The organism is Deinococcus radiotolerans, assembly GCF_014647435.1.
Taxonomy (GTDB): Bacteria; Deinococcota; Deinococci; order Deinococcales; family Deinococcaceae; genus Deinococcus; species Deinococcus radiotolerans.
Genome location: NZ_BMPE01000001.1, coordinates 331,977 through 356,025, shown reverse-complemented (window position 1 = coordinate 356,025; position 24,049 = coordinate 331,977). Strand labels below are relative to the sequence as shown.

At 66.9% G+C, this 24,049-nt stretch carries 26 protein-coding genes; 12 read left to right on the top strand and 14 right to left on the bottom strand.

Annotated elements, in window-relative coordinates; all coding sequences use genetic code 11:
• Nucleotides 1-111: 111 nt before the first annotated feature.
• Nucleotides 112-831 (bottom strand): alpha/beta fold hydrolase, encoded by a 720-nt coding sequence (locus IEY63_RS01720; protein WP_189067234.1) that lies wholly within the window; start codon nucleotides 829-831, stop codon nucleotides 112-114.
• A 23-nt stretch (nucleotides 832-854) separates the two neighbouring features.
• Nucleotides 855-1,598, bottom strand: a complete 744-nt coding sequence (locus IEY63_RS01715) for an alpha/beta fold hydrolase (protein ID WP_229784416.1) — start codon at nucleotides 1,596-1,598, stop codon at nucleotides 855-857.
• A 268-nt stretch (nucleotides 1,599-1,866) separates the two neighbouring features.
• Here IEY63_RS01715 and uvrC point away from each other — a divergent pair, with 268 nt between their 5' ends.
• The gene (gene uvrC, locus IEY63_RS01710; RefSeq protein ID WP_189068012.1) at nucleotides 1,867-3,720 is read left to right on the top strand and encodes an excinuclease ABC subunit UvrC; all 1,854 of its coding nucleotides are present in this window, start codon (nucleotides 1,867-1,869) and stop codon (nucleotides 3,718-3,720) included.
• A 59-nt stretch (nucleotides 3,721-3,779) separates the two neighbouring features.
• Here uvrC and IEY63_RS01705 read toward each other — a convergent pair whose 3' ends face one another.
• Nucleotides 3,780-3,929: a hypothetical protein gene (locus tag IEY63_RS01705; RefSeq protein ID WP_189067232.1), complete on the bottom strand. Its 150-nt coding sequence runs from the start codon at nucleotides 3,927-3,929 to the stop codon at nucleotides 3,780-3,782.
• Nucleotides 3,930-4,132: 203 nt separating this feature from the next.
• Between IEY63_RS01705 and IEY63_RS01700 the strand changes: the two genes are divergently transcribed.
• Nucleotides 4,133-4,840 (top strand): phosphatase PAP2 family protein, encoded by a 708-nt coding sequence (locus tag IEY63_RS01700; protein WP_189067231.1) that lies wholly within the window; start codon nucleotides 4,133-4,135, stop codon nucleotides 4,838-4,840.
• Nucleotides 4,841-4,850: 10 nt separating this feature from the next.
• Here IEY63_RS01700 and IEY63_RS01695 read toward each other — a convergent pair whose 3' ends face one another.
• The gene (locus IEY63_RS01695) at nucleotides 4,851-6,257 is read right to left on the bottom strand and encodes an aspartate kinase (RefSeq protein WP_189067230.1); all 1,407 of its coding nucleotides are present in this window, start codon (nucleotides 6,255-6,257) and stop codon (nucleotides 4,851-4,853) included.
• A gap of 89 nt (nucleotides 6,258-6,346) precedes the next feature.
• Complete coding sequence (locus tag IEY63_RS01690) at nucleotides 6,347-6,655, bottom strand: hypothetical protein (protein WP_189067229.1); 309 nt, start codon at nucleotides 6,653-6,655, stop codon at nucleotides 6,347-6,349.
• 172 nt (nucleotides 6,656-6,827) lie between these two features.
• On the opposite strand from IEY63_RS01690, the gene IEY63_RS01685 reads away from it, so the two are divergent.
• From IEY63_RS01685 to tpiA, 5 genes are all read left to right on the top strand, one after another.
• A complete protein-coding gene (locus tag IEY63_RS01685) occupies nucleotides 6,828-7,370 on the top strand; it encodes a YceI family protein (protein WP_189067228.1) in 543 nt (180 codons plus the stop codon).
• A 179-nt stretch (nucleotides 7,371-7,549) separates the two neighbouring features.
• Nucleotides 7,550-8,542 carry a type I glyceraldehyde-3-phosphate dehydrogenase gene (gene gap, locus IEY63_RS01680; protein ID WP_110829930.1) on the top strand — a complete coding sequence of 331 codons (993 nt, stop codon included), beginning with the start codon at nucleotides 7,550-7,552 and terminating at the stop codon, nucleotides 8,540-8,542.
• A gap of 79 nt (nucleotides 8,543-8,621) precedes the next feature.
• Nucleotides 8,622-9,794, top strand: coding sequence for a phosphoglycerate kinase (locus tag IEY63_RS01675; RefSeq protein WP_189067227.1), 1,173 nt, complete (start codon nucleotides 8,622-8,624; stop codon nucleotides 9,792-9,794).
• 81 nt (nucleotides 9,795-9,875) lie between these two features.
• Nucleotides 9,876-10,913 carry a GNAT family N-acetyltransferase gene (locus IEY63_RS01670; RefSeq protein WP_189067226.1) on the top strand — a complete coding sequence of 346 codons (1,038 nt, stop codon included), beginning with the start codon at nucleotides 9,876-9,878 and terminating at the stop codon, nucleotides 10,911-10,913.
• Nucleotides 10,910-11,641, top strand: a complete 732-nt coding sequence (gene tpiA / locus IEY63_RS01665; RefSeq protein ID WP_189067225.1) for a triose-phosphate isomerase — start codon at nucleotides 10,910-10,912, stop codon at nucleotides 11,639-11,641. The genes IEY63_RS01670 and tpiA overlap by 4 nt, the downstream gene beginning before the upstream one ends.
• Nucleotides 11,642-11,850: 209 nt before the next feature.
• Here tpiA and IEY63_RS01660 read toward each other — a convergent pair whose 3' ends face one another.
• Nucleotides 11,851-13,131 (bottom strand): hemolysin family protein, encoded by a 1,281-nt coding sequence (locus IEY63_RS01660; protein WP_189067224.1) that lies wholly within the window; start codon nucleotides 13,129-13,131, stop codon nucleotides 11,851-11,853.
• A 74-nt stretch (nucleotides 13,132-13,205) separates the two neighbouring features.
• Here IEY63_RS01660 and asnS point away from each other — a divergent pair, with 74 nt between their 5' ends.
• Nucleotides 13,206-14,549, top strand: a complete 1,344-nt coding sequence (asnS, locus tag IEY63_RS01655; RefSeq protein ID WP_189067223.1) for an asparagine--tRNA ligase — start codon at nucleotides 13,206-13,208, stop codon at nucleotides 14,547-14,549.
• A 53-nt stretch (nucleotides 14,550-14,602) separates the two neighbouring features.
• On the opposite strand, the gene sodA is transcribed toward asnS, so the two are convergent.
• Nucleotides 14,603-15,226 (bottom strand): superoxide dismutase [Mn], encoded by a 624-nt coding sequence (gene sodA / locus IEY63_RS01650; RefSeq protein WP_189067222.1) that lies wholly within the window; start codon nucleotides 15,224-15,226, stop codon nucleotides 14,603-14,605.
• A gap of 293 nt (nucleotides 15,227-15,519) precedes the next feature.
• Here sodA and IEY63_RS01645 point away from each other — a divergent pair, with 293 nt between their 5' ends.
• The 3 genes from IEY63_RS01645 (at nucleotide 15,520) to IEY63_RS01635 (ending at nucleotide 18,632) form a co-directional block, all read left to right on the top strand.
• A complete protein-coding gene (locus IEY63_RS01645) occupies nucleotides 15,520-17,166 on the top strand; it encodes a chloride channel protein (protein WP_189067221.1) in 1,647 nt (548 codons plus the stop codon).
• Nucleotides 17,167-17,179: 13 nt separating this feature from the next.
• Entirely contained in the window at nucleotides 17,180-17,860 is a 681-nt protein-coding gene (locus IEY63_RS01640) for a hypothetical protein (RefSeq protein WP_189067220.1), read from the top strand.
• A gap of 280 nt (nucleotides 17,861-18,140) precedes the next feature.
• On the top strand, nucleotides 18,141-18,632 hold the full coding sequence (locus IEY63_RS01635) for a pyridoxamine 5'-phosphate oxidase family protein (protein ID WP_189067219.1): 492 nt from the start codon (nucleotides 18,141-18,143) through the stop codon (nucleotides 18,630-18,632).
• A gap of 145 nt (nucleotides 18,633-18,777) precedes the next feature.
• Here the strand turns inward: IEY63_RS01635 and IEY63_RS01630 are convergent, their stop codons facing one another.
• Both IEY63_RS01630 and IEY63_RS01625 read right to left on the bottom strand, forming a co-directional pair.
• Nucleotides 18,778-19,245, bottom strand: coding sequence for an OmpH family outer membrane protein (locus IEY63_RS01630; protein ID WP_189067218.1), 468 nt, complete (start codon nucleotides 19,243-19,245; stop codon nucleotides 18,778-18,780).
• A gap of 70 nt (nucleotides 19,246-19,315) precedes the next feature.
• Nucleotides 19,316-19,804 (bottom strand): OmpH/Skp family outer membrane protein, encoded by a 489-nt coding sequence (locus IEY63_RS01625; protein ID WP_189067217.1) that lies wholly within the window; start codon nucleotides 19,802-19,804, stop codon nucleotides 19,316-19,318.
• A gap of 139 nt (nucleotides 19,805-19,943) precedes the next feature.
• Between IEY63_RS01625 and IEY63_RS01620 the strand changes: the two genes are divergently transcribed.
• Nucleotides 19,944-20,570: a CBS and ACT domain-containing protein gene (locus IEY63_RS01620; protein ID WP_189067216.1), complete on the top strand. Its 627-nt coding sequence runs from the start codon at nucleotides 19,944-19,946 to the stop codon at nucleotides 20,568-20,570.
• Between the two features lie 56 nt (nucleotides 20,571-20,626).
• On the opposite strand, the gene lysX is transcribed toward IEY63_RS01620, so the two are convergent.
• The 5 genes from lysX to IEY63_RS01595 form a co-directional block, all read right to left on the bottom strand.
• Nucleotides 20,627-21,490, bottom strand: coding sequence for a lysine biosynthesis protein LysX (gene lysX / locus IEY63_RS01615; protein WP_189067215.1), 864 nt, complete (start codon nucleotides 21,488-21,490; stop codon nucleotides 20,627-20,629).
• A gap of 83 nt (nucleotides 21,491-21,573) precedes the next feature.
• Nucleotides 21,574-21,747 carry a lysine biosynthesis protein LysW gene (gene lysW, locus IEY63_RS01610; RefSeq protein WP_189063886.1) on the bottom strand — a complete coding sequence of 58 codons (174 nt, stop codon included), beginning with the start codon at nucleotides 21,745-21,747 and terminating at the stop codon, nucleotides 21,574-21,576.
• Between the two features lie 65 nt (nucleotides 21,748-21,812).
• Nucleotides 21,813-22,142 carry a hypothetical protein gene (locus tag IEY63_RS01605; RefSeq protein WP_189067214.1) on the bottom strand — a complete coding sequence of 110 codons (330 nt, stop codon included), beginning with the start codon at nucleotides 22,140-22,142 and terminating at the stop codon, nucleotides 21,813-21,815.
• A 9-nt stretch (nucleotides 22,143-22,151) separates the two neighbouring features.
• On the bottom strand, nucleotides 22,152-22,646 hold the full coding sequence (locus IEY63_RS01600; RefSeq protein WP_189067213.1) for a LeuD/DmdB family oxidoreductase small subunit: 495 nt from the start codon (nucleotides 22,644-22,646) through the stop codon (nucleotides 22,152-22,154).
• The gene (locus IEY63_RS01595; RefSeq protein ID WP_373290872.1) at nucleotides 22,646-23,941 is read right to left on the bottom strand and encodes a homoaconitate hydratase family protein; all 1,296 of its coding nucleotides are present in this window, start codon (nucleotides 23,939-23,941) and stop codon (nucleotides 22,646-22,648) included. Before IEY63_RS01595 ends, IEY63_RS01600 begins: the two co-directional genes overlap by 1 nt.
• Between the last annotated feature and the right edge of the window lie 108 nt (nucleotides 23,942-24,049).

Genomic DNA, 24,049 nt, shown 5'->3' with positions numbered 1-24,049 from the left:
GTAGGAAGAAGTGGGGAGTGTTGCCTCCCCACAAATTACAGGTAGTAAGTGAAAATATTCACGATTAAACCTGTCGTGAAATTTTAGTTCTCTACGCCTGATCACCGCCTTCTATAGACCTTCTCCTCGCAGAAACTCCAGAGTTAACTGCGCCACTGCCCGCGGGTGCGTATCCGTCAAGCCGTGCGGCGCGCGCGGGATCTGACACACGATCGCTTCCGGGATATCCGCGCAGATGCAGTCCACCGTCCAGGTCTGAATCACCGGATCACTCTGGCCGTCAATCAGGAGGGTCGGGACCTGCACGCGCGGCAGGAGCGGCCCCGTCATGTGCGCCTCCTGATCCCGGGCCAGCAGCAGCATGCGCCGCGCCCCACACCTCCGGTACGCCCGCAGGCCAGGAATCAGGAGACCCAGCCGCTCCCTCGGCAGATCCCGCAGCAGGCGCAGGAGCTGCAACCTCACACTGGGGTTCTCCGGAATACCCGTGGGCGCACAGGCGATCAGGGCCGGCGCACAGTGCGGGTAGCGGGCCGCCAGGTCAAACATCACCTCACCCCCCAGCGAATGCCCGAAGACGGGTGTGCCTTCCAGCCCAGCCTCACGCAGCCACGCCGCCAGATGATCCGTGAGGTGCTCGATGCACACCGGGAAGTCCCTGCGCCCCTCGCTGTCGCCGTGGCCGGGTGGATCGTACACGAACACCGTCCGCTCGCGGGCGAGCTGACGGGCGAGGCGGAGGTACATCCAGGACGCACACCCCAATCCAGGCACGATCACGACTGGCGCGCCCCGACCGACCTTCCAGGCGTGGGTGCGCAGACCGTTCACGGTGAGGAAAACCGACTGCGCCTTCAAGCGGAAGTCCCGGCCTCTCCCCTGCCGAGGAAATCGAGCAAGATTGCATTGAAGGCCGCAGGTCGGTCCACCATCGCCACGTGACCCGCGCGGGGAATGACCTCGAAGCGGGAGCCGGGCAGAGCCTCGTGGAGCAGCTGACCCAGCGCAATGGGCACCAGGATGTCCCGCTCACCCCAGACGATCAGCGTCCGCGCGTGAATGAAGGGCAGCGCGTCCTGCACGGTGTCCCGCAGGAGGTCCGTCGCGTTCCGCCACAGGTTCACTGGGCCGGCGCGCAGGCCGTCCAGCACGATGCGCCCGATGAACCGCCGTTCACCCAGCCACGCGGCGCGCGGCAGGTGGAGCGCCGTGCGGGCCGCGTTCGCTCTGAGCAGCCCGCTGGCACACACCAGCACGAGATTCTGCACCCGTTCAGGCCGCTGGGCAGCCACGTGCAGGCTGATCTGTCCGCCCATGGAATGTCCGACCAGCGTCACGGCCCGCAGGTCATGGGTGTCCAGCCAGGCGCAGATCAGGTCGGCGGCTTCACGCACGGTGCGTGAGGGACGGCCGCGGGACAGGCCGTACCCGCTGAGGTCCAGGCTGTACACCGTGTGCTCCTGTTTCAGGGCGGGAACGTTGAAGCGCCACCAGCGGGTGGAGCCGCTCAGGCCGTGCACGAGGACGACGGGTGGGCCCACCCCGGTGCGCCGAACGCTCAGGTGCGCGCCGTCGTGCGTGAAGGACTCGGTGGACACGCCACGCAGCATAGAGGCTGAGCCGTGACGGGTATCTGTAGAGAAACTTATGACCTGCCCGGGCTGTCAGACGAGTGAGCAGGATGCGGTCTGACACCTGACAATGAATAGAAGTTTTATGGTCCATAACAAGTATCATCAACTAGTGACTACTTTCACGATTAATTCAAGTCGTGAAAGTATTGTTCGGTGATATGTGAGTCCTAATTTTTTATTTTCGCGCTTCTGGTCACGGAATGCTGCCACCCTCTCCACTATGCTGAGACTTGTGCATCTCGACGACCTGCCCGTGCTGCCCATCACGCCCGGCGTGTACATCTTCCGTAAGGGCGGAACTCCCATCTACATCGGCAAGGCCAAGAATCTCCGCTCCCGCGTCAACCAGCACTTCAAGGCGGGCGGGAAGAGCGGGAAATTCACCGCACTTGCCGACACGCTGGAGTTCATCACGGCCCGGAATGAAGTCGAGGCGCTCGTTCTCGAAGCGAACCTCATCAAGCAGCACCGCCCGCATTACAACGTCACGCTGAAGGACGACAAACACTACCCGTTCCTGAAACTGACCAACGAGCCCTTCCCCATGCTGATCGTCACGCGGCGTGTCCTGAAGGACGGCGGCCGGTACTACGGGCCGTACCCGGATTCATCGGCGGTGCGGCGCGTGAAGAACCTGATTGACACGATGTTCCCCCTGCGGAAAAACAGCGGGCTGCCCATGCAGCACAAGCCGCGCCCCTGCCTGAATTTCCACATGGGCCGCTGCCTGGGCCCCTGCGTGGACCGCGCCGAGCCGGGCGAGTACGCGCGGGTCGTGGAGGACGTGACCTCGCTGCTGGAGGGCCGCGCTGCGCCCGTGATTGCCCGGCTCCGGGAGGACATGAAGGTCGCCGCGAAAGGGCAGGATTTCGAGCAGGCGGCGCGCGTCCGCGACCGCGTGCAGGCCGTCGAGAAGCTGTTCGGCACCGAGCAGCACGCCTTCGTGAGTGAGGAGACGGACCTGGACTTTCTGGGCGCGGCGCAGGCCGGGGAGTACGCGATGGTGCAGCTGTTCCGCATGCGGGGCGGGCGGGTCGTGGGCCGTGATAAACGCTTCCTGACCGGTACGGAGGACGCCCCGCTGGGTGAGATCGTCGAGGCGTTCGTGCAGGATTACTACACGCAGGCGACACACGTGCCGCCACTGATCCTGCTGCCCGCAGATTTCGAGGATGCGCCCACCTGGAGTGACTTCCTGTCCGAGAAGGCCGGGCGGAAGGTCGAGATGCGCACGCCCAAGCGCGGCGACAAGGTGGATCTGATCGACATGGCGCAGCGCAACGCGCAGAACGGCCTGGACAGCGAGATGGCGCTGCTGGAGCGGCGCGGGGATCACCCTGGCCTGGACGCGCTGCGCGAGGTGCTGGCCCTGCCCGACCGGCCCTGGCGCATTGAGGGGTATGACAACAGCAACCTCTTCGGCACGAACATCGTGTCCGGTATGGTCGTGTTCGAGGGTGGCCGTTCGCGGCGCGGCGAGCACCGGCGTTTCAAGGTGAAGGGCCTGGATCACCCGGACGATTACACCAGCATGCGTCAGACCATCACGCGGCGCTTCACGGGCAGCCTCTCGGATAAGTTGCCCCTGCCGGACCTGCTGCTGATCGACGGGGGGCGCGGGCAGGTGAACGCCGCGCTGGACGCCTTGAAGGAAGCGAACCTGCACATTCCCGTCGTGGGCCTCGCCAAGCGCGAGGAGCGCCTGATCCTGCCCGGCCGGTACGGCGCGCAGTGGTGGCTGGAGACTGGCACGGAGGTGGGTGTGGAGCGCGAGTTGCTGCTGCCGCACACGCACCCGGCGCTGCGGATGCTGATCGGCGTGCGGGACGAGGTGCACAACTACGCCGTCACGTACCACCGCAAGTTGCGCGGCGAGGCGATGCTGCGCAGCGTGTTTGACGACCTGCCGGGCATCGGGCAGAAACGGCGTGACGCGCTGCTGGAGCACTTCACCAGCCTGGAGGACCTGGCGAGCGCTCCCATCGAGCAGATCGCCGCTGTGCCCGGCATGACGACGCGCGCCGCGCAGAGCGTCAAGGCGTTCCTCGCCGAGCGCGACACCCGGGCCGCACCGATCAGCAGCTGAGGCCAAAAAGAGCGCCGCGCCTCTTCACGGGGAAGGGAGCGGCGCCTGGGTGGGACGGGTCACGCGAGCCGCAGCCGATGCAGGAGGGCGCGCAGGGCGCCGGGCTTGCGTTTGCCGCGCTGGGCGGCCTGAGCCTGGCGGACCAAGCGGGCGTGCTGGGCTTCTTGCAGGAGATCCTGCGCGTGAAGCTGACCGAAGTCGTGTTGCATCTGTGAACTCCTGAGGGTGCGCCGCCGCCCCGCTGGCGGCCCGTGCTGGGCGCGTTCCTTCTGATCACATGGTGCGCCGCAGGGGGGTACGGGCGCATGCACCGGGTGGCGCAGGGCGCGCTACGCCAAAGGGCGCAGAAGCGTTAAGCAAGGCGCAAGCGGGCACGGGCACGCCCGCAGAACCGGACGGCTGTAATGTGAGGATGTTCCCCCGCTCCCGCCACGAGTTCATTCCGTTCATCCAGCAGCACTGGCGGGCCCTGCTGACCCTCCTGCTCAGCGTGATGGTCCCGCTGGGGCTGTTCGCGCACCTGACGCACGAAGTGTTCCGCGAGGGCGGCTTCGCTTGGGATCAGGCAGTCCTGAACTGGTACGCGGCGCGCCGCACGCCCGGTCTCACGCAGCTGTGCGAGATTCTGGCGCAGCTGGGCGGCGCGGTCGTGCTGCCGTTCGTGGTGCTGGCCATCGCGTGGCTGCTGGGGCAGGCGCAGGGCAAAGCGCACGGCTGGTTCCTGGTGACCGCCGTGGCGGGCGCGACCCTGCTGAACCTCGTGGCGAAGATCATCTTCCAGCGGCCCCGCCCGGACCAACTGATGGCCGTCCTGACCGAACCGGGCTTCAGTTTTCCCAGTGGGCACGCCATGGCGAACGCCGCGTTCGGGTTCGCGCTGGCGCTGATCTTCTGGCGGTCCCGGGCAGCGTGGCCGGTCGCGGTATTCGGGGTGCTGTGGGCCGTGGCGATCGGCGCGAGCCGCAACTACCTGGGCGTGCACTACCCGTCGGACGTCCTGGCGGGCTTCATGGCCAGTGTGGCGTGGGTGGGCGGCGCGCACCTGATCATGACCCGGCGCTGGCCGCAGCTGAAAAAAAGTCCAGGTGGCGAGCGGGACACGCGCCCCACCGCCACCTGAGGCGCCCGGGTCAGGCCGGCGTGGGGGTGCCCAGGTCGAAGGCGCGGTGCACGGCCAGCGTGGCGGCGTCCACGTGCGTGCCCTCAACGGCCACGGAGACGTTCAGTTCGCTGCTGCCCTGGGAGATCATCAGCACGTTCACGTCCTGATCAGCCAGCGCGGTGAACATCCGCGCGGACACGCCCCGCTGGCCGCGCATGCCGCTGCCCACGATGGCCAGGACCGCCACGCCCGGCTGTTCCTCGACCCGCAGTTCCAAGCTCACGCCGGCGCGCAGGGCGTTCACGGTACGTTCCGCGTCCACCGTCTGCACGGCCAGTGACACGTTGCTCATGCTGGACGACTGCGAGACCATCAGCAGCGTGACGTTCTCGCGGGCGATTGCGTCGAACACGCTGGCGATCACTTCGGGGATACCCAGCACGCCCGCGCCGCTCACATTGATGATGCTGACGTTGCGGATGGCGGTCACGGCCTTCACGGGGTGCCCGGCCTCATCGCGCGGCTGGGCCTGCACGAGTGTCCCGGGGAAGTCCGGATCGGCCGCGCTCTTCACGCGCAGGGGAATGCCGCTCTCCTGTAAGGGCGTGACGGCCAGGGGGTGGAGGACCTTCGCGCCGAAGTACGCGAGTTCCATCACCTCCCCGTACGACAGGACCTCGATGTTGCGGGCGTCCTTCACGACCCGCGGGTCGGCACTCATGACGCCGTCCACGTCCTTCCACGCCCACACCTCGTCTGCGCCGAGGGCCTTGCCGATGATCGTCGCGCTGAAGTCCGTGCCGCCGCGTCCCAGGGTCGTGATGGCGCCCTTCTCCGTCTCGCCCATGAAGCCCGCCACGACTGGCGTGACCCCGGCAGACAGCAGACCGCTGAGGCGGTCCTTGACGCGCTCGTAGGTGTTCGGCATGGGCTTGGCGTTCCCGAAGTGACTGTCGGTGAGGATGCCGGCCTCGCCGCCCGAGAGGTGGTGGGCGCGCAGACCGTCCTGTTCGAGCGCCAGGCTCATAAGGGGCGCGCTGAGGCGTTCACCAAACGCCACGATCAGGTCGCGGCTGCGGGGCGTGAGTTCGCGCAGCAGGTACACGCCGTACACCGCCTGCCGGAGCGTCTCGTGCATCTCGCGGATCTCGCGGACGGTGCCGCTGTCGGGCGCCGCGCCGAGTTCCTGCGCGGCCGTGAAGTGCCGCGTGCGCATCAGCGCGATCTCGTCGTTGGCAGCGGCGATATCGCCGGACTGGGCGGCGTCCGCGAGTTTCAGCAGCTGGTTCGTGATGCCGGCCATGGCGGACACCACGACGACCACCTTCACGCCCTCGCGGATGGACCGGGCGGCCAGGGAGGCGCTGTGGCGGATGGCGCGCGAGTCCTGCATGTTCGTCCCGCCGAACTTCATCACGAGAAGGTCGTCATTCATGCCGAGCAGTATGACGCGGATACCCGGCGCGCTTCCCGGGGCGTCTGATCAGCGGTGAGGGCCGCGCAACGGAACCGGGTGTCCGGCGTTCAGTAGAAGTCGGTGGGGGCCGCGCCACTGCCCGGGGTAAGGACATAGGTGTTCAGCGTGCCGCCGGTGGGGGCCGCGCTGGAGTCCCGCAGGGTCCACTCGCCCGGCGGCAGCTGACCCTGAAGTTCCGGCAGGGCGCGCGGGTCCGCGGGATGGTAGTCCCGGGTGCAGCGCAGGGTGAGGGTGTCGGCGGTGGCGGTCCAACGTTCGCAGGCGGGCCGGACCGTAAGGCGGAACTGCATGGTGACAGGCGTGGCGAGGCCCGAGCAGGGTGCGGACAGGGCGAGCAGGCAGAGGATACGGCGCATGGTGGGCCTCCGGTGGCGCTCCCGGCGGTGCGGGGACTATCCGGTCAGGGTAGGACCGGGCGAGGCACGTTTTTCTTGCAGGAGGGTCACGTGAAGAGGCTGTGCTGGACGCCGGGTGTGGCGGCGCGGGCAGGTTCACGTGCGCTTCACCTGGGCAGGTCACCATCTGGGTATGACACGAGCAGCGTTCGCAGCGGGACTTCTGAGCTTGGCTGGGCTGGCCGGGGCCGCGCCGTACCGGTCCACGGACGGCTCGGCGACCTTCACGCACACGGTGCGCTTCATCCCGGTGCGAGGCAGCATCTCGGGCGTAACCGCCAGCGTGGATTTGGATCCGGCGAACCTGGCGGCCACGACGGGCAGCGTCACCGTTCCGGTGGTGAACCTGAAGACCGGGATCGGTCTGCGCGACACGCATGCCAAGGGCGCGGAGGCGCTAAACACCGCGAAATTCCCGAATGCGACCTTCAAGCTGGAGAAACTGACGGGCGGGAAGCTGGTCGAGGGTCAGACGCTGTCCACCACGGCGTCCGGGACCCTGACCGTGAAGGGCACCGCGAAGAGCATCAGCGTGCCCGTCAAGGCGACGTTGCAGGGCGGGAAGGTGAACGTGAGCGCGCAGTTCAAGTTCAATCCGTTTGATTTCGACGTGCGTTACCCGGGCAGTAGCGATTCCGTGACGGTGGACGTGGCGTTCGTGCTGGCCGGGTCCTGATCGGCTGGGGAGGCCCTTCTGGAGCGCTCCTCCCATCACCCGGATTTCTTGAACCCGGTCCATCAAGCGCTTGGTGTACAGGTGACACGAACCGCCACACCTGAGACCCGGGTTACACTGCGACATGCGAGGTCACCCGCCCCAGCACAGGGGGCGGCCCTCACGACTGGAGGCACAGCATGAAAGTAGGGATTAACGGCTTCGGCCGCATCGGCCGTCTGGTGTTCCGTGTTCTGGAAGCTCGCGGCGTTGAAGTGGTCGCCATCAATGACCTGACCGACAACAAGACGCTCGCCACCCTCCTGAAGTACGACAGCACCGCCGGCAAGTTCGACGGCACCGTCGAGTACGACGACACCAGCCTCACCGTGAACGGCAAGAAGATCCACGCGCTGGCCGAACGCGACCCCGCCAACATCAAGTGGGGCGAGATGGGCGTGGACATCGTCATCGAATCCACCGGCATCTTCACCAGCCGTGACGGCGCGGGCAAGCACATCCAGGGCGGCGCGAAAAAGGTCATCATCACCGCGCCCGCCAAGGGCGAGGACATCAGCGTCGTGCTGGGCGTCAACGAGCAGGACTACGACCCCGCGCAGCACAACATCATCAGCAACGCCAGCTGCACCACCAACAGCCTCGGCGCGCCCATGAAGCTCATCGATGAGGCCTTCGGCATCGAGAAGGCCATCATGACCACCGTTCACTCCTACACGAACGACCAGCGCGTGCTGGACCTGCCGCACAGCGACCTGCGCCGCGCCCGCGCCGCCGCCGTGAACATCATCCCCACCAGCACCGGCGCCGCCAAGGCCGTGTCGCAGGTGTACCCCGCGCTGAAGGGCAAGTTCGACGGCACCAGCCTGCGCGTGCCCACCCCCACGGGCAGCATCAGCGACGTCGTCGTGATCCTCAAGCGTGACGTGACCGTCGAGGAAGTCAACGATGTGTTCCGCAAGGCCGCCGAGGGCAGCCACAAGGGCATCATCGCGTACACCGAAGATCCCATCGTGCTCTCGGACATCGTGGGCGATCCCCACAGCGCCATCATCGACGGCGGCCTGACCATGGCGATGGGCAGCCTCGTGAAGTTCTTCAGCTGGTACGACAACGAGTGGGGCTACAGCAACCGCATCGCCGACCTCGTGCAGCTGGTTCAGCAGAAAGGCTGACCGTTCCATCCTGATGGTTGATAGAGCGGTGGCCCGTCCATCCTCTGTCAACCATCACCTTTTTCCCCGGAGAGACGACATGCAGAACCTCAGTCAGCTGGATGTGCAGGGTAAGCGCGTGCTGGTGCGCGTGGATTACAACGTTCCCGTCAAGGACGGCGTGGTGCAGGACGACACGCGCGTCACCGCCAGCCTCCCCACCGTGAACGCGCTGCTGGACGCGGGCGCGCGCAACGTGATCCTGATGAGCCACTTCGGCCGCCCGAAAAATGGCCCCGAGGAGAAGTACTCGCTGAAGCCGGTGGCGCCCGTGCTGGAGAAGGTGCTGGGCCGCCCCGTGACGTTCATCGCCGGGACCGCCGACAGCGACGAGACCCTGACCGCCGTGCAGGCACTGCCCGAGGGTGCGGTGGCGCTGCTGGAGAACGTACGCTTCAGCGCCGGTGAGGAGAAGAACGACAGTGGCCTGAACGGCAGGCTGGCCCGCCTGGGCGACGCGTTCGTGCTGGACGCCTTCGGCAGTGCCCACCGCGCGCACAGCAGCGTGAGCGGCGTGGCGGCGCAGCTGCCCCACGCGGCGGGCACGCTGCTCCAGACTGAGGTGGACGCGCTGGGCAAGCTGCTCAGCGGCGCCGAACGGCCCTACGTGGTGATCATCGGCGGCGCGAAGGTCAGCGACAAGATCAAGGTCATCGAGAACCTGCTGCCCCGCGTGGACAAACTACTGATCGGCGGCGGCATGGCGTACACGTTCATCAAGTCGCAGGGCGGGAAGATCGGCGAGAGCATCCACGAGGACGACCAGCTCGACCTCGCCGCGCGGCTGCTGCGCGAGTACGGCGACAAGATCATGCTGCCCGTCGACGTGATCGCCGCGGACGCCTTCAGCGCGGACGCGAACACCCAGGTGGTCGCCAGCAATGCCATCCCCGACGGCTGGCAGGGCCTCGACGCGGGCCCCGAGACGGTCAAGCTGTACAGCGAGGCCCTGAAAGACGCGAAGACCGTGTTCTGGAACGGCCCGCTGGGTGTGTTCGAGTTCGAGAAGTTCGCGGGCGGCACGAACGCCGTCGCGGCCGCCGTGGGCAGCCTGAAGAACCAGGCGTACACCGTCGTGGGCGGCGGGGATTCCGTCAGCGCGATCAACAAGAGCGGCAAGGCCGACCAGATCGACCACATCAGCACCGGCGGCGGCGCCAGCCTGGAACTGCTCGAAGGCAAGGCGCTGCCCGGCGTCGAGGCGATGAAGTAAACCCGCACCGGGGAGGCCCCACGCCCCCCTGCTCACCTTCGCCGCGCCGCCGCACCCGCCCGTGACATGCTGGGAGGCACCATGACCACAACTTCCGTCGCCGTCCAGCACCGGGACCACACCGCCCTGACCGAGGAGTTCGCGCACGCCCTGGTGGCGCACCTGAACCGCCTGCGAGCCGAGTCTCACCCGGACGATCCGCCCGCCGACCCGGCGAACATCTGGGGGCAGATGCAGCACCTCCCGCCCATCCTGGAACTGGACTTCTGGACGGTGGAGGAGGACGGGCAGATCGTGGCGCACGCCCGCACGCAGCTGTTCACGGTCGGGGACAACCAGCATCTGGCCGAGCTGGAGCTCATGGTCTCCCCTGCCGCGCGTGGGCGCGGGCTTGGCCGGACGCTGCTGGGGCACGCGGCGCAGGCCATGCAGGTGCGCGGGCGGACGCTGCTGATGGCACAGACGAACGACCGCGTCCCCGCCGGGGACGTATTTGCACGCCGCGCCGGGTTTCAGCCGGGCCTGAGCAACCACGTGAACCGCCTGCTGCTGTCCGACGTGCCCGAGGGCCTGCTGGACGCCTGGACGACCCGCCCGGACGACGGGTACACCCTGGAGGTCTGGACGGACGGCGTGCCGGACGCCGACCTGGACGCCTACGCGGAGCTGCTGAACGTCATGAACAGCGCCCCGCGTGACGACCTGGACGTCGAGGACCACCGCACCACGCCGGAAGAGGTGCGCTCCATGGAGACCCTGGCCCGCGCCGGGGGCCGCACGTCAGTGGTCGCGGTGGTGCGCGCCCCGGACGGCACGCTGGTCGGCCTGACGGACGTGTCGTGGCGGCCCGCGCAGCCGCGCATCGTCGCGCAGGGCAATACGGGCGTGCGGCCGGAACACCGGGGCCACAGCCTGGGCCGCTGGCTAAAGGCCGCGAACGTGCAGGCCACGCAGCGCCTGAATCCCCACGCCCGCGAGATCCGCACGCAGAACGCGGACAGCAACGGCCCCATGCTGAAAATCAACACGGAACTCGGCTTCCGCCCGTTCATGGCGTCCACCATCTGGCAGGGCGACACGACCGAGGTGCTGAAGCAACTGCAAAAGGAACTGACATGAAGAACCTGCTGGCACTGAACTGGAAGATGAACAAGACCCCCACCGAGGCCCGCGCCTGGGCGCAGGAACTCGGGGAGAAACTCACGGCAGGCGAGGCGGAACTGGCCGTCATGGCCCCCGCTGTGACGCTCAGCGCGCTGGCCGCGAACCTCCCGGCCGGCGTGGGCTTCGGCGGGCAGGACGTGTCCGCGCACGAATCCGGCGCGTACACCGGCGAGATCAGCGCCGCGATGCTCAAGGACGTCGGCGCGACGTACGCCGTCGTGGGCCACAGCGAACGCCGCGACTACCACGCCGAGACGGACGCGGTCGTGGCCGCCAAGGCCCGCCAGGCGCAGGCGAACGGCCTGACCCCCATCGTGTGCGTGGGCGAGAAGCTCGACGTGCGCGAGGCCGATGAGCACGTGCCGTTCACGCTGGCGCAGCTGGCGGGCAGCCTAGAAGGCGTGGGCACGGACGTGGTTATCGCCTACGAGCCGGTCTGGGCGATCGGCACGGGCAAGACCGCCACAGCCGAGGACGCTGAGGAGCTGGCCGCCGCGATCCGCGGTGCGCTGGAGGAACGGTACGGGAGCGCTGCGGCGGACATCCGCGTGCTGTACGGCGGCAGCGTGAAGCCGGACAACATTGCCAGCATCTGCGCAAAACCGAATGTGAACGGTGCTCTGGTGGGCGGCGCGAGCCTGAAGGTCGCGGACGTGCTGGGCATGAATGACGCTCTGAAGTAAGTAGCCCCTGGCCCTTCATGACGGAGGGCCATCCTTCCACATATACAAGTGAATAGTTTCACGATTTTAGCAGTTCGTGATTTTATTGTCCTCTCTACTCAATTTGCTCTTATTCGGCTTGGGCTCGGCCCGGGCGGCGTTCCTCCCCACCTGCTGATCGGGCCACGGTCTGCACACTTCCCGATCAGCAGGTGGTGTGGACTCTGTCGCTATTCACCAGAAGCATTCGGGGGAACGATCAACACGCGGTCGATGCGCGGGCCGTCCAGATCCAGCACCTCAATCTCCCAGCCCTGCACTGTCAGGCGCGAACCCACGGCCGGGAACTCACCCATCGCCTCAAGGACGTACCCGGCCAGCGTGCTGAAATCCTCACGCGGCAGCAGGGGCAGCGGCAGGTGCACGCGCAGGTCATGCATGGGCATCCCACCGTCCGCGAGGAAACTCCCGTCAGCCCGGACCACCAGCTGCTCCTCATCAGGCGCGGTGTTCATACCGGCCAGTTCCGTCAGCAGATCCGACGTCGTGAGCAGGCCGGTGAACACCCCGTACTCATCCACGACGATCGCCAGCCGCTGTCCGGCCTCTCCGGCCAGTCGGGCCAAGACGTCCTCCGCCCACGCGGTTTCCGGCACAAACACGACCGGCTGCACCTCATCCCGCAGGCTCCCCTGTTCATGTGAGGCGCGCAGGACATCCACGACGCCCAGCTGCCCGATCACCTCGCCGGTCGCGTCCGTCACCGGGTACCGGTCGTGGGGGTTGGCGAGCACGCACTCGATCAGGTCCGGGAGCGGCAGGTCGGCGCGCAGCGTCACCGCGTCCGCGCGGGGCGTCATCAGGTCGCGTGCGCGGCGGTCATTGAAGCGCAGCACATGATCAATTCGCTCACGTTCCCCAGCTTCCAGGCTGCCGCTCTCCGAGGCCTGAAGGACCAGCGCCTTGACGTCCTCCTCGGTGATCTGCTCCTGCACCTCGCCCCGCATGCCCAGCAGGCGCAGCAGACCGCGCGTGGTGACTTCCAGCAGCCACACGATGGGTTTGGCCACGCGGGCCAGGCCCGCGAAGAACGGCGCGACCCGCATAGCCAGCGCTTCCGGATTGCGCAGCGCGATGTTCTTCGGCGCCAGTTCACCCAGCACCAGGGACAGGAACGTCACCATTAGTACCACGCCCACCGAGGCGGCGCTGCCCGCCAGCTCGCCCAGCAGTGGCCGCAGGGCCGCTTCCAGGTACCGGGTGAGGCTGCCGCCGGCGAACACGGCGCTGACGGTACCGATCAAGGTGATGCCGATCTGCACGGTGGCCAGGAAGGCGCCCGGGTTCTCGGAGAGTTCCACGGCGCGCCGCGCGCCGCGGTTCCCGGCATTCGCCTGCGCCTGAAGCCGGGAGCGGCGGGCCGACACCACCCCCAGTTCAGAGCCGGAGAAAAATCCATTGACGATCAGCAGTGCCACAAGGATGCCGAATTCCAGAAGCGGTTGACCCACCGGGCCAGTGTACGGGACCGCCGGGCTGCGTCCGTCCTGACCTCCGGCGCCCGCGCTGCCTATACTGAGCCGCGATGAGCGTTCACTCCAGCATTCACGACCTGCCGAACCATGTGGGTCAGACCGTCACCGTCCACGCCTGGCTGCAGGACAAGAGCGGCAAGGGCAAGATTCAGTTCCTGAAACTCCGCGATGGGAGCGGCTTCGTGCAGGCCACCGTCTTCAAGGCCGACGTGTCCGAGGAGGTGTTCGACGGAGCCAAGCGCCTCACGCAGGAGCAGGCCGTCACCGTGACCGGCGAGGTCCGCGCCGATGAGCGCGCCCCGGGCGGCGTGGAACTCAGCCTGCGGGACCTGACCGTGATCAGCGAGAACCACGGTGAGTACCCCATCACGCCCAAGGAGCACGGCATCGAGTTCCTGATGGATCACCGGCACGTGTGGCTGCGCCACCGCCGCCCCTGGGCGATTATGCGCGTGCGGGACAGCGTGCAGCGCGCCGTCGTGGACTTCTTCCACGGCGAGGGATTCATCCGCTTCGACGCGCCGTTCTTCACCCCGAACGCCGCCGAGGGCACCACCGAACTGTTCGAGATCGACCTGTTCGGCGAGGACAAGGCGTACCTGTCCCAGACGGGGCAGCTGCACGCCGAGGCGGGCGCGTTCGCGTTCGGCAAGGTGTACACCTTCGGGCCGACCTTCCGCGCGGAGAAGAGCAAGACCCGCCGGCACCTGCTGGAATTCTGGATGATCGAACCTGAAGTGGTGCCCAGCAACCACGTGGAGAACATGGCGCTGCAGGAGCGTTTCGTGAGCTTCCTCGTGCACCGCGTGCTAGAGGAATGCCAGGAGGAACTGAAGATCCTGGGCCGCGACCAGAGCAAACTGGTGGGCGCGGCCGAAGGCAACTACCCGCGTGTGACGTACACCGACGCGCTGGACATCATCCGCCAGCACATCGAGGACCGCGACCTACCCGCCAACGTGCAGGAGGACGTGCAACCCGTCGAGTGGGGCGACGACCTGGGCGCCCCGCACGAGACGATCCTCGGGCATCACTTTGACCGCCCGGTGATCATTGAGCGGTACCCGGCGGCCATCAAGGCGTTCTACATGCAGCCTGATCCGCAGGACCCCCGCGTGGCGCTGTGTGATGACATGATCGCGCCCGAAGGGTACGGCGAGATCATCGGCGGCAGCGAACGCATCCACGACTACGACCTGCTGAAGTCCCGCATCGAGCATGAGGGTCTGCCGCTGGAGGCCTTCGAGTGGTACCTGGACCTGCGCAAGACGGGCAGCATGCCGCACGCGGGCTTCGGGATGGGCCTGGAACGAGTCGTGGCGTGGATCACGGGGATTGATCACATCCGCGAGGCGATTCCGTTCCCGCGCATGCTGACGCGCATGCGCCCCTGAGCGACCGACAGTGAAGCGCGCCCCGGTGATGGGGCGCGCTTCGTTTGAGACGTTTACTTCGCGGCGGCGTAGCGGCGCGCGACCTCGCCCCAGTTCACGACGTTCCAGAACGCCTTGAGGTAATCGGGACGCTTGTTCTGGTAGTTCAGGTAGTACGCGTGCTCCCACACGTCCACGCCCAGGATCGGCGTGCCGCTCACGCCCGCCACGCCCTCGCCCATCAGGGGGTTGTCCTGGTTGGCGGTGCTCACGACGGCCAGCTGACCGTCCTTCACGACCAGCCACGCCCAGCCGCTGCCGAAGCGGGTCTTGGCGGCGTCCTCGAACTTCTCCTTGAACGCGTCGAAGGACCCGAACGCCGCGTTGATCGCGTCGGCCAGTTCACCGCTGGGCTGCCCGCTGCCCTGGGGACCCATGACCTGCCAGAACAGGCTGTGGTTGGCGTGCCCGCCCGCGTTGTTGCGCAGCGCGTTCTTCTTGTCCGCGGGCACCTGATCGAGTTTCTGGATCAGGTCCTCGACGGGCATATCCGCGAACTCGGTGCCTTCCAGGGCCTTGTTGGCGTTGTCCACGTAGGTCTGGTGGTGCTTGGTGTGGTGAATTTCCATGGTGCGGGCGTCAATGTGAGGCTCGAGGGCGTCGTAGGCGTAGGGCAGCTGGGGCAGTTCGTAGGCCATGGTGAAGCTCCTTTCTGGATGGAAGTGGGTGCGCGCGGCACCACGCCGCGACCCCACTCCGGGTAACCGCCCCGTATCTTACGCGCCACACGCAGATTGTGAAGAGCGCCCGGAACTTTAAATGCCCTTCATGTGTGGTCAGGGTTCACAGCAGCGCGCGGCCGGGGCAAGCGCCGGATCCACGCGGGACGCGCAACGAGCCGCCTGCACGGGCGAGCAGGACCAAAAATCCTGCGCTGTGGGCCACTGGCGCGTATGGCACTCAGGGCGGAACTGCTCTAGCATGGGCGGCAATGCGTTCCCCGTTGCCCCGCGCCGTCCTGCACCGCCTGGAAACCGGAAGGCTGGTGGTCCTGAGCGTGCTGCTGGGCGCCCTGGTCGGCGGGCTGTGCATCGTGCTGCGCCTGACCCTCGACGTCCTGATCAACCTCGCCGTTCACCTGACCGATTACGCGCCGCCCGGCACCACCGGCGAGGGCGGCCTGATGATGGCCTTCGGGACCGTCACGCACTGGGGCCTGATCACGCTGCCCATCGTGGCCGCGGCGTACGCCACGCTCATTCCGGCGGGCCTGGGAGACCCCCTGACGCAACTGGTGCGCGGCTACCACCAGCGCGGACAGTGGGCGCCGCTGCCCCTGCAACTGCGGACCCTGGCCGCCACGCTCGCGGGTCACGCCTCGGGCCTCCTGGTGGGCCGGGACGCGCCCTTCACGATGACCGGCATGCTCGGCGCCCGATTGATGCAGCGCGTCACCCGCCTCGACGCCGTGGAATTCCGCACCCTCACGCTGGCCGGCGCAGCGGCGGGCCTCGGAACCGTGCTGCACGCACCCCTGGCCGCAGCGGTCCTGATCGCGGAGGTGCTGTACCGCCGCTTCGAATTCGAATTCGAGGTCGTCATGCCCTGCCTCCTGGCTGCCGTGGCCGGCACCGCCGTGTACGGCCTGGCGTTCGGCTTCACGCCCCTGCTGAACTTTCCGGATGTGCAGGTGCCGGCCGCGGGGCAGCTGCCGGCGTTCCTGCTGGTGGCGCTGGGCGCGACCCTGATGGGCTGGCTGGCCCTGCTCAGCTGCTCCGCGTTGCCCACAGAGGCGCTGCGCGGCTGGCGCCGACCCGCGTACGCCGCCCTTGTCGGCCTGATCACGGCGGGCGTCGCGGCCCTGCTGACACCCGCCGTGCTGGGCGACGGCGCCGGCTGGTTACAGCTCGGGGCTGGGAGCTTCCTGAGTGCGGAGGGCGGCGCGCAGGCCGCGTGGCGCTGGGTGCTGATCGCCCTGGGTCTTCACGTGGCGCTGGGCGGCGGCGTACTGCCCTCCGTCGGGGTGGGTGGACTGCTGGGGGTGGGCCTCGCGAACCTGCTGGGCGTCGACCCGGCCGTGGCCGCCATGGTGGGCGCGGCGTCCTTCCTGACCGTCACGATGAACGTTCCGCTGGCCGCGACCCTGCTGACCGTCACGTGGGGCGGCGAGGCGCTGCTGCCCGTGACCCTCGCCGCCAGTGGGCTCGCGCACCTGCTGAGCGGCGCGCGCGGCCTGATGGACAGTCAGGTGAACGCCCGGCGTGAAAGTGGCGTGCATTCCAGCACCCCCGCGTGGCTGCCGGACACGGTGCGGTACATTCCGCGCCGCGCGCCCGAGGTGCCCGCCGTGCCGTACGACGCGACCGGCCCCGTCGCCCCGCAGGAGGCGGAGCTGCTGCCCCCACCATCCAGCGACCGGGAACTGTACCGCCGGGTCGTCCCGGCGAGCTGGCGCGGCGCCCGCCTGGGCGTGGTCACCCTGCCGCCCGGGGTTGAGGTGGTGGGCGTCGTGCGGGACGGGTCCGTCCGACTGCCCCGCCCGGAATTCCGGCTCACCAGCTCCGACGAACTGGTCTTTCTGGCCCGCCCCGAAGCGTACCAGGCGCTCGAAGGCGTGCTCCGCCTCCCCGGCGCCTGACGTGAAGCGCCTCGTGTCTGCCACGCAGCTGACCGCGCGACTGAAGGGGCCGCTGCTGGGCGCGGTCCTCATCACACTGCTCAGCTCCTGCCTGCCCGCCCCGTCAGGGCCGTCCCTCACCTCTCTGCGCTTAGTACCCGAACAGGGCTGGTCCACGCAGGATCTGCTGGACCGCTCCGAACTCCCTGCCAGCCGCGTGCGACCTCTTGCCGAGGCGCTGCGGCAGGCACCCGTCGGCAGTGTGTTGGTCGCGTGCGAGTTTGCCGCGGCCCTCTGGGGCCCCTGCCGCCACCTGACCCGCAAGATCAGCGAAGACACCGTGGCCGAGGAGCCCGGCTGGTTCGGGCGCGGCGCAACGGAACGTCCCCTGACCAGCCTGCTCCGGCGTGATCTGGCGCTGGTCGTGACGACCGGCGTCCGCCCGGAGCAGATCCCGGCCCTGCGCCGCGAAGTGCAGCGGCTCTGGGCCGCGCCGTACCTGCTGAACGGCACACTGAACGCGTTCGACTGCGGCACCTACCAGAATGCCCTGCAGCGCGCCGTGGGTCTGCCGGACGCCGTCCCGCTCGACGCACGGTGGGGCGCGTACCTGCCGTCCGGCACCCTGAGCGTGCCGACCAACACGTTCCTGTTCGCGGGCGCCTCCGACCGGCTCATGCACCGCCTGATGGACCCTCCCGTTCCTGCCCCCTGACCTCCCATTCGTCCAGATGGGTCATCGGCGCAGGTGGACTGTCAGACCATCGCTCGCCGCACGGGCAGGTGCGTGCGGGAACTCATGGCATGGACTGCTATCACCATATTGAAACGACCACATCAGGTGACGGCATCCTACAACCGCTCCTTCAAGGCTGGGCGTGAGGGGAAATCACATCAAAGCGGACAGTTCGGTCTGTTTAGGCTGAGTTGTTGGAGCCTTCATTCAGTGCGGACCGACTCAATTCCCTTTACCAGGGCTGTGCAACCCTCCGGGCATGACGCAGAACAGCAGCGAAGGCATCAAGGAACTGGCGAAACTGATCCACGGCGTGAAATTCGCCATGCTGACCGTCCAGACTGCGGAAGGCCACCTTCACTCGCACCCGATGACCACGCAGGACGTCGAATTCGACGGGGACATCTGGTTCATTGGTGGCAAGGACACCGCACAGGTGAAGGCCATGCACAGCCACCCGCAGGTGAACGTCAGTTACGCCCGCCCGGATAAGGGGGTGTACGTCAGCGTGAACGGCACGGCGGAACTGGTTGAGGACCGCGCCAAGCTGGATGAACTGTGGAGCGACATGTACAAGGCGTACTTCCCCGAAGGAAAGGAAGACCCGAACATTCAGCTGATCCGCATCTCCGCCAACGGCGCCGAGTACTGGGAGAGCGAGGGGAAAGTCCGCAGCCTGATTGCGCTGGCCAAGGGACTTGTGAAGGGTGAGGAAGCGCATCAGGGGAAGAACGAGACCGTCAACCTCTGAGCGAGAGTGACTCGGAGTTTTTCATCCACGCAATCGACGGTAAATGAAGAAGGTGGAGGGGCCAACGAATCTGGCCCTTCCACCTCTTTCCTTCTGTTTCCCCTGACAGCCAAGAGTCCTGGACATTACCTTCAATAGTCGAAGGCTATTTCACTTCTTTCAAGACAGCCTGAGTGAGGTCAACGGCCGAGTTGGCGTGCACAATCAGATTGGTGGCGTTAGCGACGTTTGCATCCAGCACAATGCTGTACCCGTTCGTTTTGGCCACTTTGGCAACGGCGGCATTAACCTTGGTGGCCAGGGGCTTGAACGCCGCGTCGATCTGGCTGATGTAGGAGTCGCGGGCTTTGGCATACTCCTGCTGCGCTTTAGTTAGGGCAGCCTTGTCGGCAGCGGCACCCTTGGCGGCTTTTGTCGCCAGGGTCTGAAGGGTGACCTGACGGGCTTTCAGGTCGGTGCTGGACTTGTTGCTGATGTCCAGGTAGGTCTTGCTGCCAGTCATATTCTTGATGACGTTCTGGACGTTCACCACGCCGACGCGGTTCTTACTCTGCTGGGCGTGTGGCACGGTGGTGAGCAGCGCCAGGGGCATCAGGACGAGCAATCGGTTCACGTTTGAACCTCCTTGACTGAAACGCGCCGGCTGTCCTGGGAGCCAGGAGTGCAGCCAGCGCGGTGAGGTGTTACTTGATGCTCTTGACGACGGCGCTGGTGAGGTCGGTGCTGTCGTCAGCGTAGATGACGAGGCCGCTCTTGGCGGCGACGCCCTTATCCATCACGATGCTGTAGCCGTTGCTCTTGGCGATAGCACTGACCGCCTTGTCCACGGCCTGCTCGATCTCGGTAATCTTGGGGTCGATCTGCTTGTCGTAATCAGCGGCTTTGGCCTGGATGGTCTTCACGAGCGTATCGCGGGTCTGCTTCTCGGCGGCGGTGGCGTTCGCGCCCTTGGCGTCGATGGCCTTGACCTGTTTATCGAGCGCGGAGAGTTCAGCGTCGGCCTTGGCCTGGATGTCCTTGATGGATTTGTCGTTGGGGTGAGCGGCCAGCAGTTTGGTCACGTCCACGAACGCCACCTTCTGGGGCGTCGTCTGGGCGTGGGGGGCGACCATGCCGAGCCCGAACGCGGATGCGAGGGCCATGGGGGCCAGAATCTTGGCGCTGATCTTCATGCTCGGCAACGTAGCACGCGGCATTCTGAGCCGAATGAAGGGTAGCTGATCGGCTTCACACGCCGCTGTCACGGACGCGGCTGGGTGACATGGGCCCTTTGGCTGGTGCGGGTGGGACGCGGCTGGGTACACTACGGGCATGCTCGTTCGCGACTGGATGACCCGTGACCCGGTGACGGTCACACCCGACACGCCCGTGATGGACGCCCTGAAGATCCTGAAGGAGGGCGGGTTCCGCCGCCTGCCAGTCCTGGATGGGCACGGGCGCCTGGTGGGCATCACGACCCGCAAGGACCTGAAGGACGCCATGCCCAGCAAGGCGACGACCCTGAGCGTGTGGGAGCTGAACTACCTGCTGAGCAAGCTGACGGTGGATGAGATGATGGCCCGCCCCGTCATCACGGCGGCCGAGGGTGAATACATGGAGGACGCGGCCCTGCGGATGCAGGAGCATCACGTGGGCGGCCTGCCCGTGCTGAATGACGCGGGGCAGCTGAGCGGGATCATCACGACCATGGACATCCTGCGGGCGTTCACGGGCATCCTGGGCATGCGTGAGGGCGGGCAGCGCCTGACGCTGGACATGCCGGATGTGCCGGGCAGCCTGGAGAAGGCCACGCACGCGATCCTGCCCAGCAACATCATTTCGGTAGCGACGTTCGGCGGTGAGAACGGCCGGCGCCGCTTCGTGATGCGCGTGAGTGGCGAGGGCGTGCGGGACGTGCGCGACCGCGTGCGCGCGGCCGGGATTGAAGTCATCGACTGAGGACGCCATGCAGGGAGGCCCGGTGCGTTGAACACCGGGCCTCGTGCTGCAGAGGGTTACAGCAGGCTGATGGCGTACTCGCCCATCAGGCGGGGAATATTCACGCCGGTCGTGGCGACGGAGTTCTTGAACTCCATGGTGTGGTTGATCTCGATGATCTTCAGGCCGCCCCATTTGTTCTGCGCGCCCGGGTCTTCGACGAGGTCGATGGCGACGATCTGGCCGTGCACGGCGGCGGCGGCCTTCTGGGCCAGGTCGGCGATCTCGGTCGTGACGGGGCAGTTGCTGGCCTTGGCGCCGCGCGCGGTGTTCGTGATCCAGTGCTCGCTGGTGCGGTAGATCGCGCCGATGCAGGTGCCGCCCACCACGAACGCGCGGATGTCACGCCCGGGCTTGTTGATGAGTTCCTGCACGTAGAAGATGCCGTGCTGGGGGCCACCCAGGACTTCCTTGTGTTCGATGACGGCCTCGGCGGCGGCGCGGTCGTTCAGGCGGCTGACCATGCGGCCCCAGGAGCCCACGGTGGGTTTCAGGACGACCGGGTAGCCCATGTCCTCGATGAGGGTCAGGGCGGTGTCGCCGTCGAAGGCCACGCCTGTGCGGGGGGTGGGCAGCCCGTGGGCGTGCAGCGCGGCGTTCGTGGCGAGCTTGTCGCCGCACAGTTCGATGACGTGCGCGGGGTTGATGACCTTCACCCCGAAGCCTTCGAGGGCGCGGGTCACGGCGTGGCCGCGGCTCTGGCTGACGCAGCGTTCGATGGCAACCTTCCAGGGCACGCTGGCACGGCCCTGCTCGCCGAAGGTGACTTTCAGCTGGGGAGTGTAGACCTTGTCGTAGGGAACGCCGAGGTCGTCGAGGGCCTCGAAGAGCATCTTCTCGTCGGGGCGGATGCGGTCGTACAGGACAGCGAGGTCGGCCATGCTGGGCTCCTGGGGGAAAGCGGGCGGGCGGTCAGGCGTCGCGGCACCGGGGTGCCTGGGCCTGACCGCCCGCTGTGTCCGCTTTACTCGCCCCAGTCCTCCGCTTCCTGCGGGGCAGCTTCCAGGCGGGGAGGGTCGATGGAGACGACCTCGTATTCCACGCCAGTTTCGTCGTCTGTGACGAGTTCACCCAGTTCAGGGTTGGTCAGTTCGATGGTCGCGCCAGTATCAGGGTTTTCAAATTGAACGGTAGCCATATTCACTCCTTGCGTTTGATAGGCTAAGTGATACAGATCTTATCGTTTGCTATTGTCTAGGCAGATCAGTCGTCTGCCAGCTCCAGCTCGAATTTCGCGCGGCAGTGCGGGCAGGTCATCAATGCCACCTCCACACCGTCCTGCGCGCGCGTCATGGGGGCGGCCTGAAGCATCTCGGCCGTCACCTCGAACTCCTCATCGCAGTTCGGGCAGGTCGTCATCGCGCCCAGCAGCTCCAGCTCGAAGTCCTCACCGCCATCATTGCGGGTCACCTCCATTTCCGAATGACAGGAGGAACACACAATCACGTCCCCCACCTGCAACTCCGCACGGTCCTGATCACTCAGTTCCAGCACCTCAGCGCAGATGGGGCAATCAATCTCAAGAGTCGCCATGCCCCCAGTTTAGGCGGGCTCGCCCGGGAAACGCCCGTGCTTCTTGAAAAACGCCAGGATGCTCCCCTCGGCCAGCGCCTCGCGCAGGAACTCCGGCGGCGGCGGCAACTGCACCGTGCCCTCCGCGTACGTCAGCACACCCGTCTGCACGTCCAGTGAAACCTCATCTCCATCCTGAAGCACTCCCGTCAGGTCGTACTCGAAGGCCGGGATGCCCAGGTTCAGGAGGTTGCGGTAGTGAATGCGCGCAAAAGTGGGCGCGACAATCCCACCCACCCTCAACTTCTTCAGGGCCTGCGGAGCGTACTCGCGGCTGCTGCCCAGCCCCCAGTTCCGCCCGCCGATCAAGACGTCCCCGGGCTGCACCTGCGCCGCGAACTCGGGGCGGATGTAATGGAACGCGAACGTCTGGAACACGTCCTCGCCGGCCATGAACGGCGCGAACTTGCCCGGCAGGATGTCGTCCGTGTTCACGCTGTCGCCAAACTTCCAGATTCGCGGCATCAGGCCACCTCCCCGTGAGTCATGACATCCTCCGGCAGGGCCACGCGGCCCATGACGGCCGTCGCGGCAGCCACGGCCGGAGACGCGAGGTAGATGCGGGCGTCCTTGTCCCCCATGCGGCCAATGAAGTTCCGGTTGCTGGTGCTCACGCACACCTCGCCGGGCGCCAGCACGCCCTGGTGGCGGCCCATACACGGCCCGCAGCCGGGCGTGCCCAGCACCGCCCCCGCTCGTTGCAGCGTCAGCAGCGTGCCGTCCGCCATGGCCTCCTCCATCACCTGACTGCTGGCCGGGATGACCAGCAGTCGCGTACCGGGCGCCACGCGCCGCCCCCGCAGGACGTCCGCGGCGGCGTGCAGGTCCTCGATTCGGCCGTTCGTGCAGGTGCCGATGAACACCTGATCCACCGGCTGGTCCCGCAGTTGCTCGCGCAGCTCGGCCACGTCGAACACGTTGTCCACCTCGCTGGGTGCACTCATGCGCGGATTCAGCGCTGAGAGGTCAATCTCGATGCTCTGCACGTACGCGGCGCCCTGATCGGGGTACACCCACTCGGGAATGTCGTACCCGTACGCGGTCAGGATCTCGCCGCCGGGCACGACCAGACCGGCCTTCGCGCCAGCCTCCACGCAGAGGTTGGCCAGGGTCATGCGTTCGCCGCGCGTGAAGCGGTCCCCGGCATGCATCTCGATACTCTGGTACGTGGCGCCGTCCGCTCCGAGGCGGCGAATCATCTCCAGCGCGACGTCCTTGGCGGTCACGCCGGGCCGCAGGTCACCGGTGAAGGTCACTTTCACGCTCTCGGGCACCTTCAGCCACGTCTTGCCACTCGCGGCGGCCAGGGCGATGTCGGTGGCGCCCATGCCGCTGCCGAACGCGGCGACCGCGCCGTACGTGGTGGAGTGGCTGTCGCTGCCCAGCACGATCCAGCCGGGGCGAGCCAGGCCCTCTTCCATCAGGACCTGGTGGCAGATGCCGCGGCCCACGTCAAAGAGGCGCACGCCGGTCTGGGCGGCGTACTCGCGCGCCTCCTTCTGTGCCTGCGCGACGCTGACGGTGCTGGCGGGGGCGACGTGGTCGATAACGATGCTGACCCGCTCGGGGTACCTGGGGGTGGCATTCAGGTCCTGCTGCATCCGCTGGATGAAACTCTGGGCGATGGAGTCCACGACCATGACCTGATCGACCTCTACGACGGCGAGGTCACCGGCGTACACGACCTGCGTGCCGCGCCGGGAGAGGATCTTTTCCGCCATGGTCTGTGGGCGGGAGGAGAGGTTCGTCATGCGCCCCATGATGCCGCATTCCGCAGCGAACGGCGTGATCTTGACTGGAATTTGCAGAAAAAACTTATCAAGTGAAATGGAGGCAGAGAGCGGCAGGTGCCGCTTCTGGTTCCCGTA

Bases quoted from the DNA above. Each gene is read 5' to 3' on its own strand.
- IEY63_RS01705 (WP_189067232.1), bottom strand. From the start codon at position 3,929: ATGCAACACGACTTCGGTCAGCTTCACGCGCAGGATCTCCTGCAAGAA.
- IEY63_RS01700 (WP_189067231.1), top strand. From the start codon at position 4,133: ATGTTCCCCCGCTCCCGCCACGAGTTCATTCCGTTCATCCAGCAGCAC.
- IEY63_RS01695 (WP_189067230.1), bottom strand. From the start codon at position 6,257: ATGAATGACGACCTTCTCGTGATGAAGTTCGGCGGGACGAACATGCAG.
- IEY63_RS01690 (WP_189067229.1), bottom strand. From the start codon at position 6,655: ATGCGCCGTATCCTCTGCCTGCTCGCCCTGTCCGCACCCTGCTCGGGC.
- IEY63_RS01685 (WP_189067228.1), top strand. From the start codon at position 6,828: ATGACACGAGCAGCGTTCGCAGCGGGACTTCTGAGCTTGGCTGGGCTG.
- gap (WP_110829930.1), top strand. From the start codon at position 7,550: ATGAAAGTAGGGATTAACGGCTTCGGCCGCATCGGCCGTCTGGTGTTC.
- IEY63_RS01675 (WP_189067227.1), top strand. From the start codon at position 8,622: ATGCAGAACCTCAGTCAGCTGGATGTGCAGGGTAAGCGCGTGCTGGTG.
- IEY63_RS01670 (WP_189067226.1), top strand. From the start codon at position 9,876: ATGACCACAACTTCCGTCGCCGTCCAGCACCGGGACCACACCGCCCTG.
- tpiA (WP_189067225.1), top strand. From the start codon at position 10,910: ATGAAGAACCTGCTGGCACTGAACTGGAAGATGAACAAGACCCCCACC.
- asnS (WP_189067223.1), top strand. From the start codon at position 13,206: ATGAGCGTTCACTCCAGCATTCACGACCTGCCGAACCATGTGGGTCAG.
- sodA (WP_189067222.1), bottom strand. From the start codon at position 15,226: ATGGCCTACGAACTGCCCCAGCTGCCCTACGCCTACGACGCCCTCGAG.
- IEY63_RS01645 (WP_189067221.1), top strand. From the start codon at position 15,520: ATGCGTTCCCCGTTGCCCCGCGCCGTCCTGCACCGCCTGGAAACCGGA.
- IEY63_RS01635 (WP_189067219.1), top strand. From the start codon at position 18,141: ATGACGCAGAACAGCAGCGAAGGCATCAAGGAACTGGCGAAACTGATC.
- IEY63_RS01625 (WP_189067217.1), bottom strand. From the start codon at position 19,804: ATGAAGATCAGCGCCAAGATTCTGGCCCCCATGGCCCTCGCATCCGCG.
- IEY63_RS01620 (WP_189067216.1), top strand. From the start codon at position 19,944: ATGCTCGTTCGCGACTGGATGACCCGTGACCCGGTGACGGTCACACCC.
- lysX (WP_189067215.1), bottom strand. From the start codon at position 21,490: ATGGCCGACCTCGCTGTCCTGTACGACCGCATCCGCCCCGACGAGAAG.
- lysW (WP_189063886.1), bottom strand. From the start codon at position 21,747: ATGGCTACCGTTCAATTTGAAAACCCTGATACTGGCGCGACCATCGAA.
- IEY63_RS01605 (WP_189067214.1), bottom strand. From the start codon at position 22,142: ATGGCGACTCTTGAGATTGATTGCCCCATCTGCGCTGAGGTGCTGGAA.
- IEY63_RS01600 (WP_189067213.1), bottom strand. From the start codon at position 22,646: ATGCCGCGAATCTGGAAGTTTGGCGACAGCGTGAACACGGACGACATC.
- IEY63_RS01595 (WP_373290872.1), bottom strand. From the start codon at position 23,941: ATGGGGCGCATGACGAACCTCTCCTCCCGCCCACAGACCATGGCGGAA.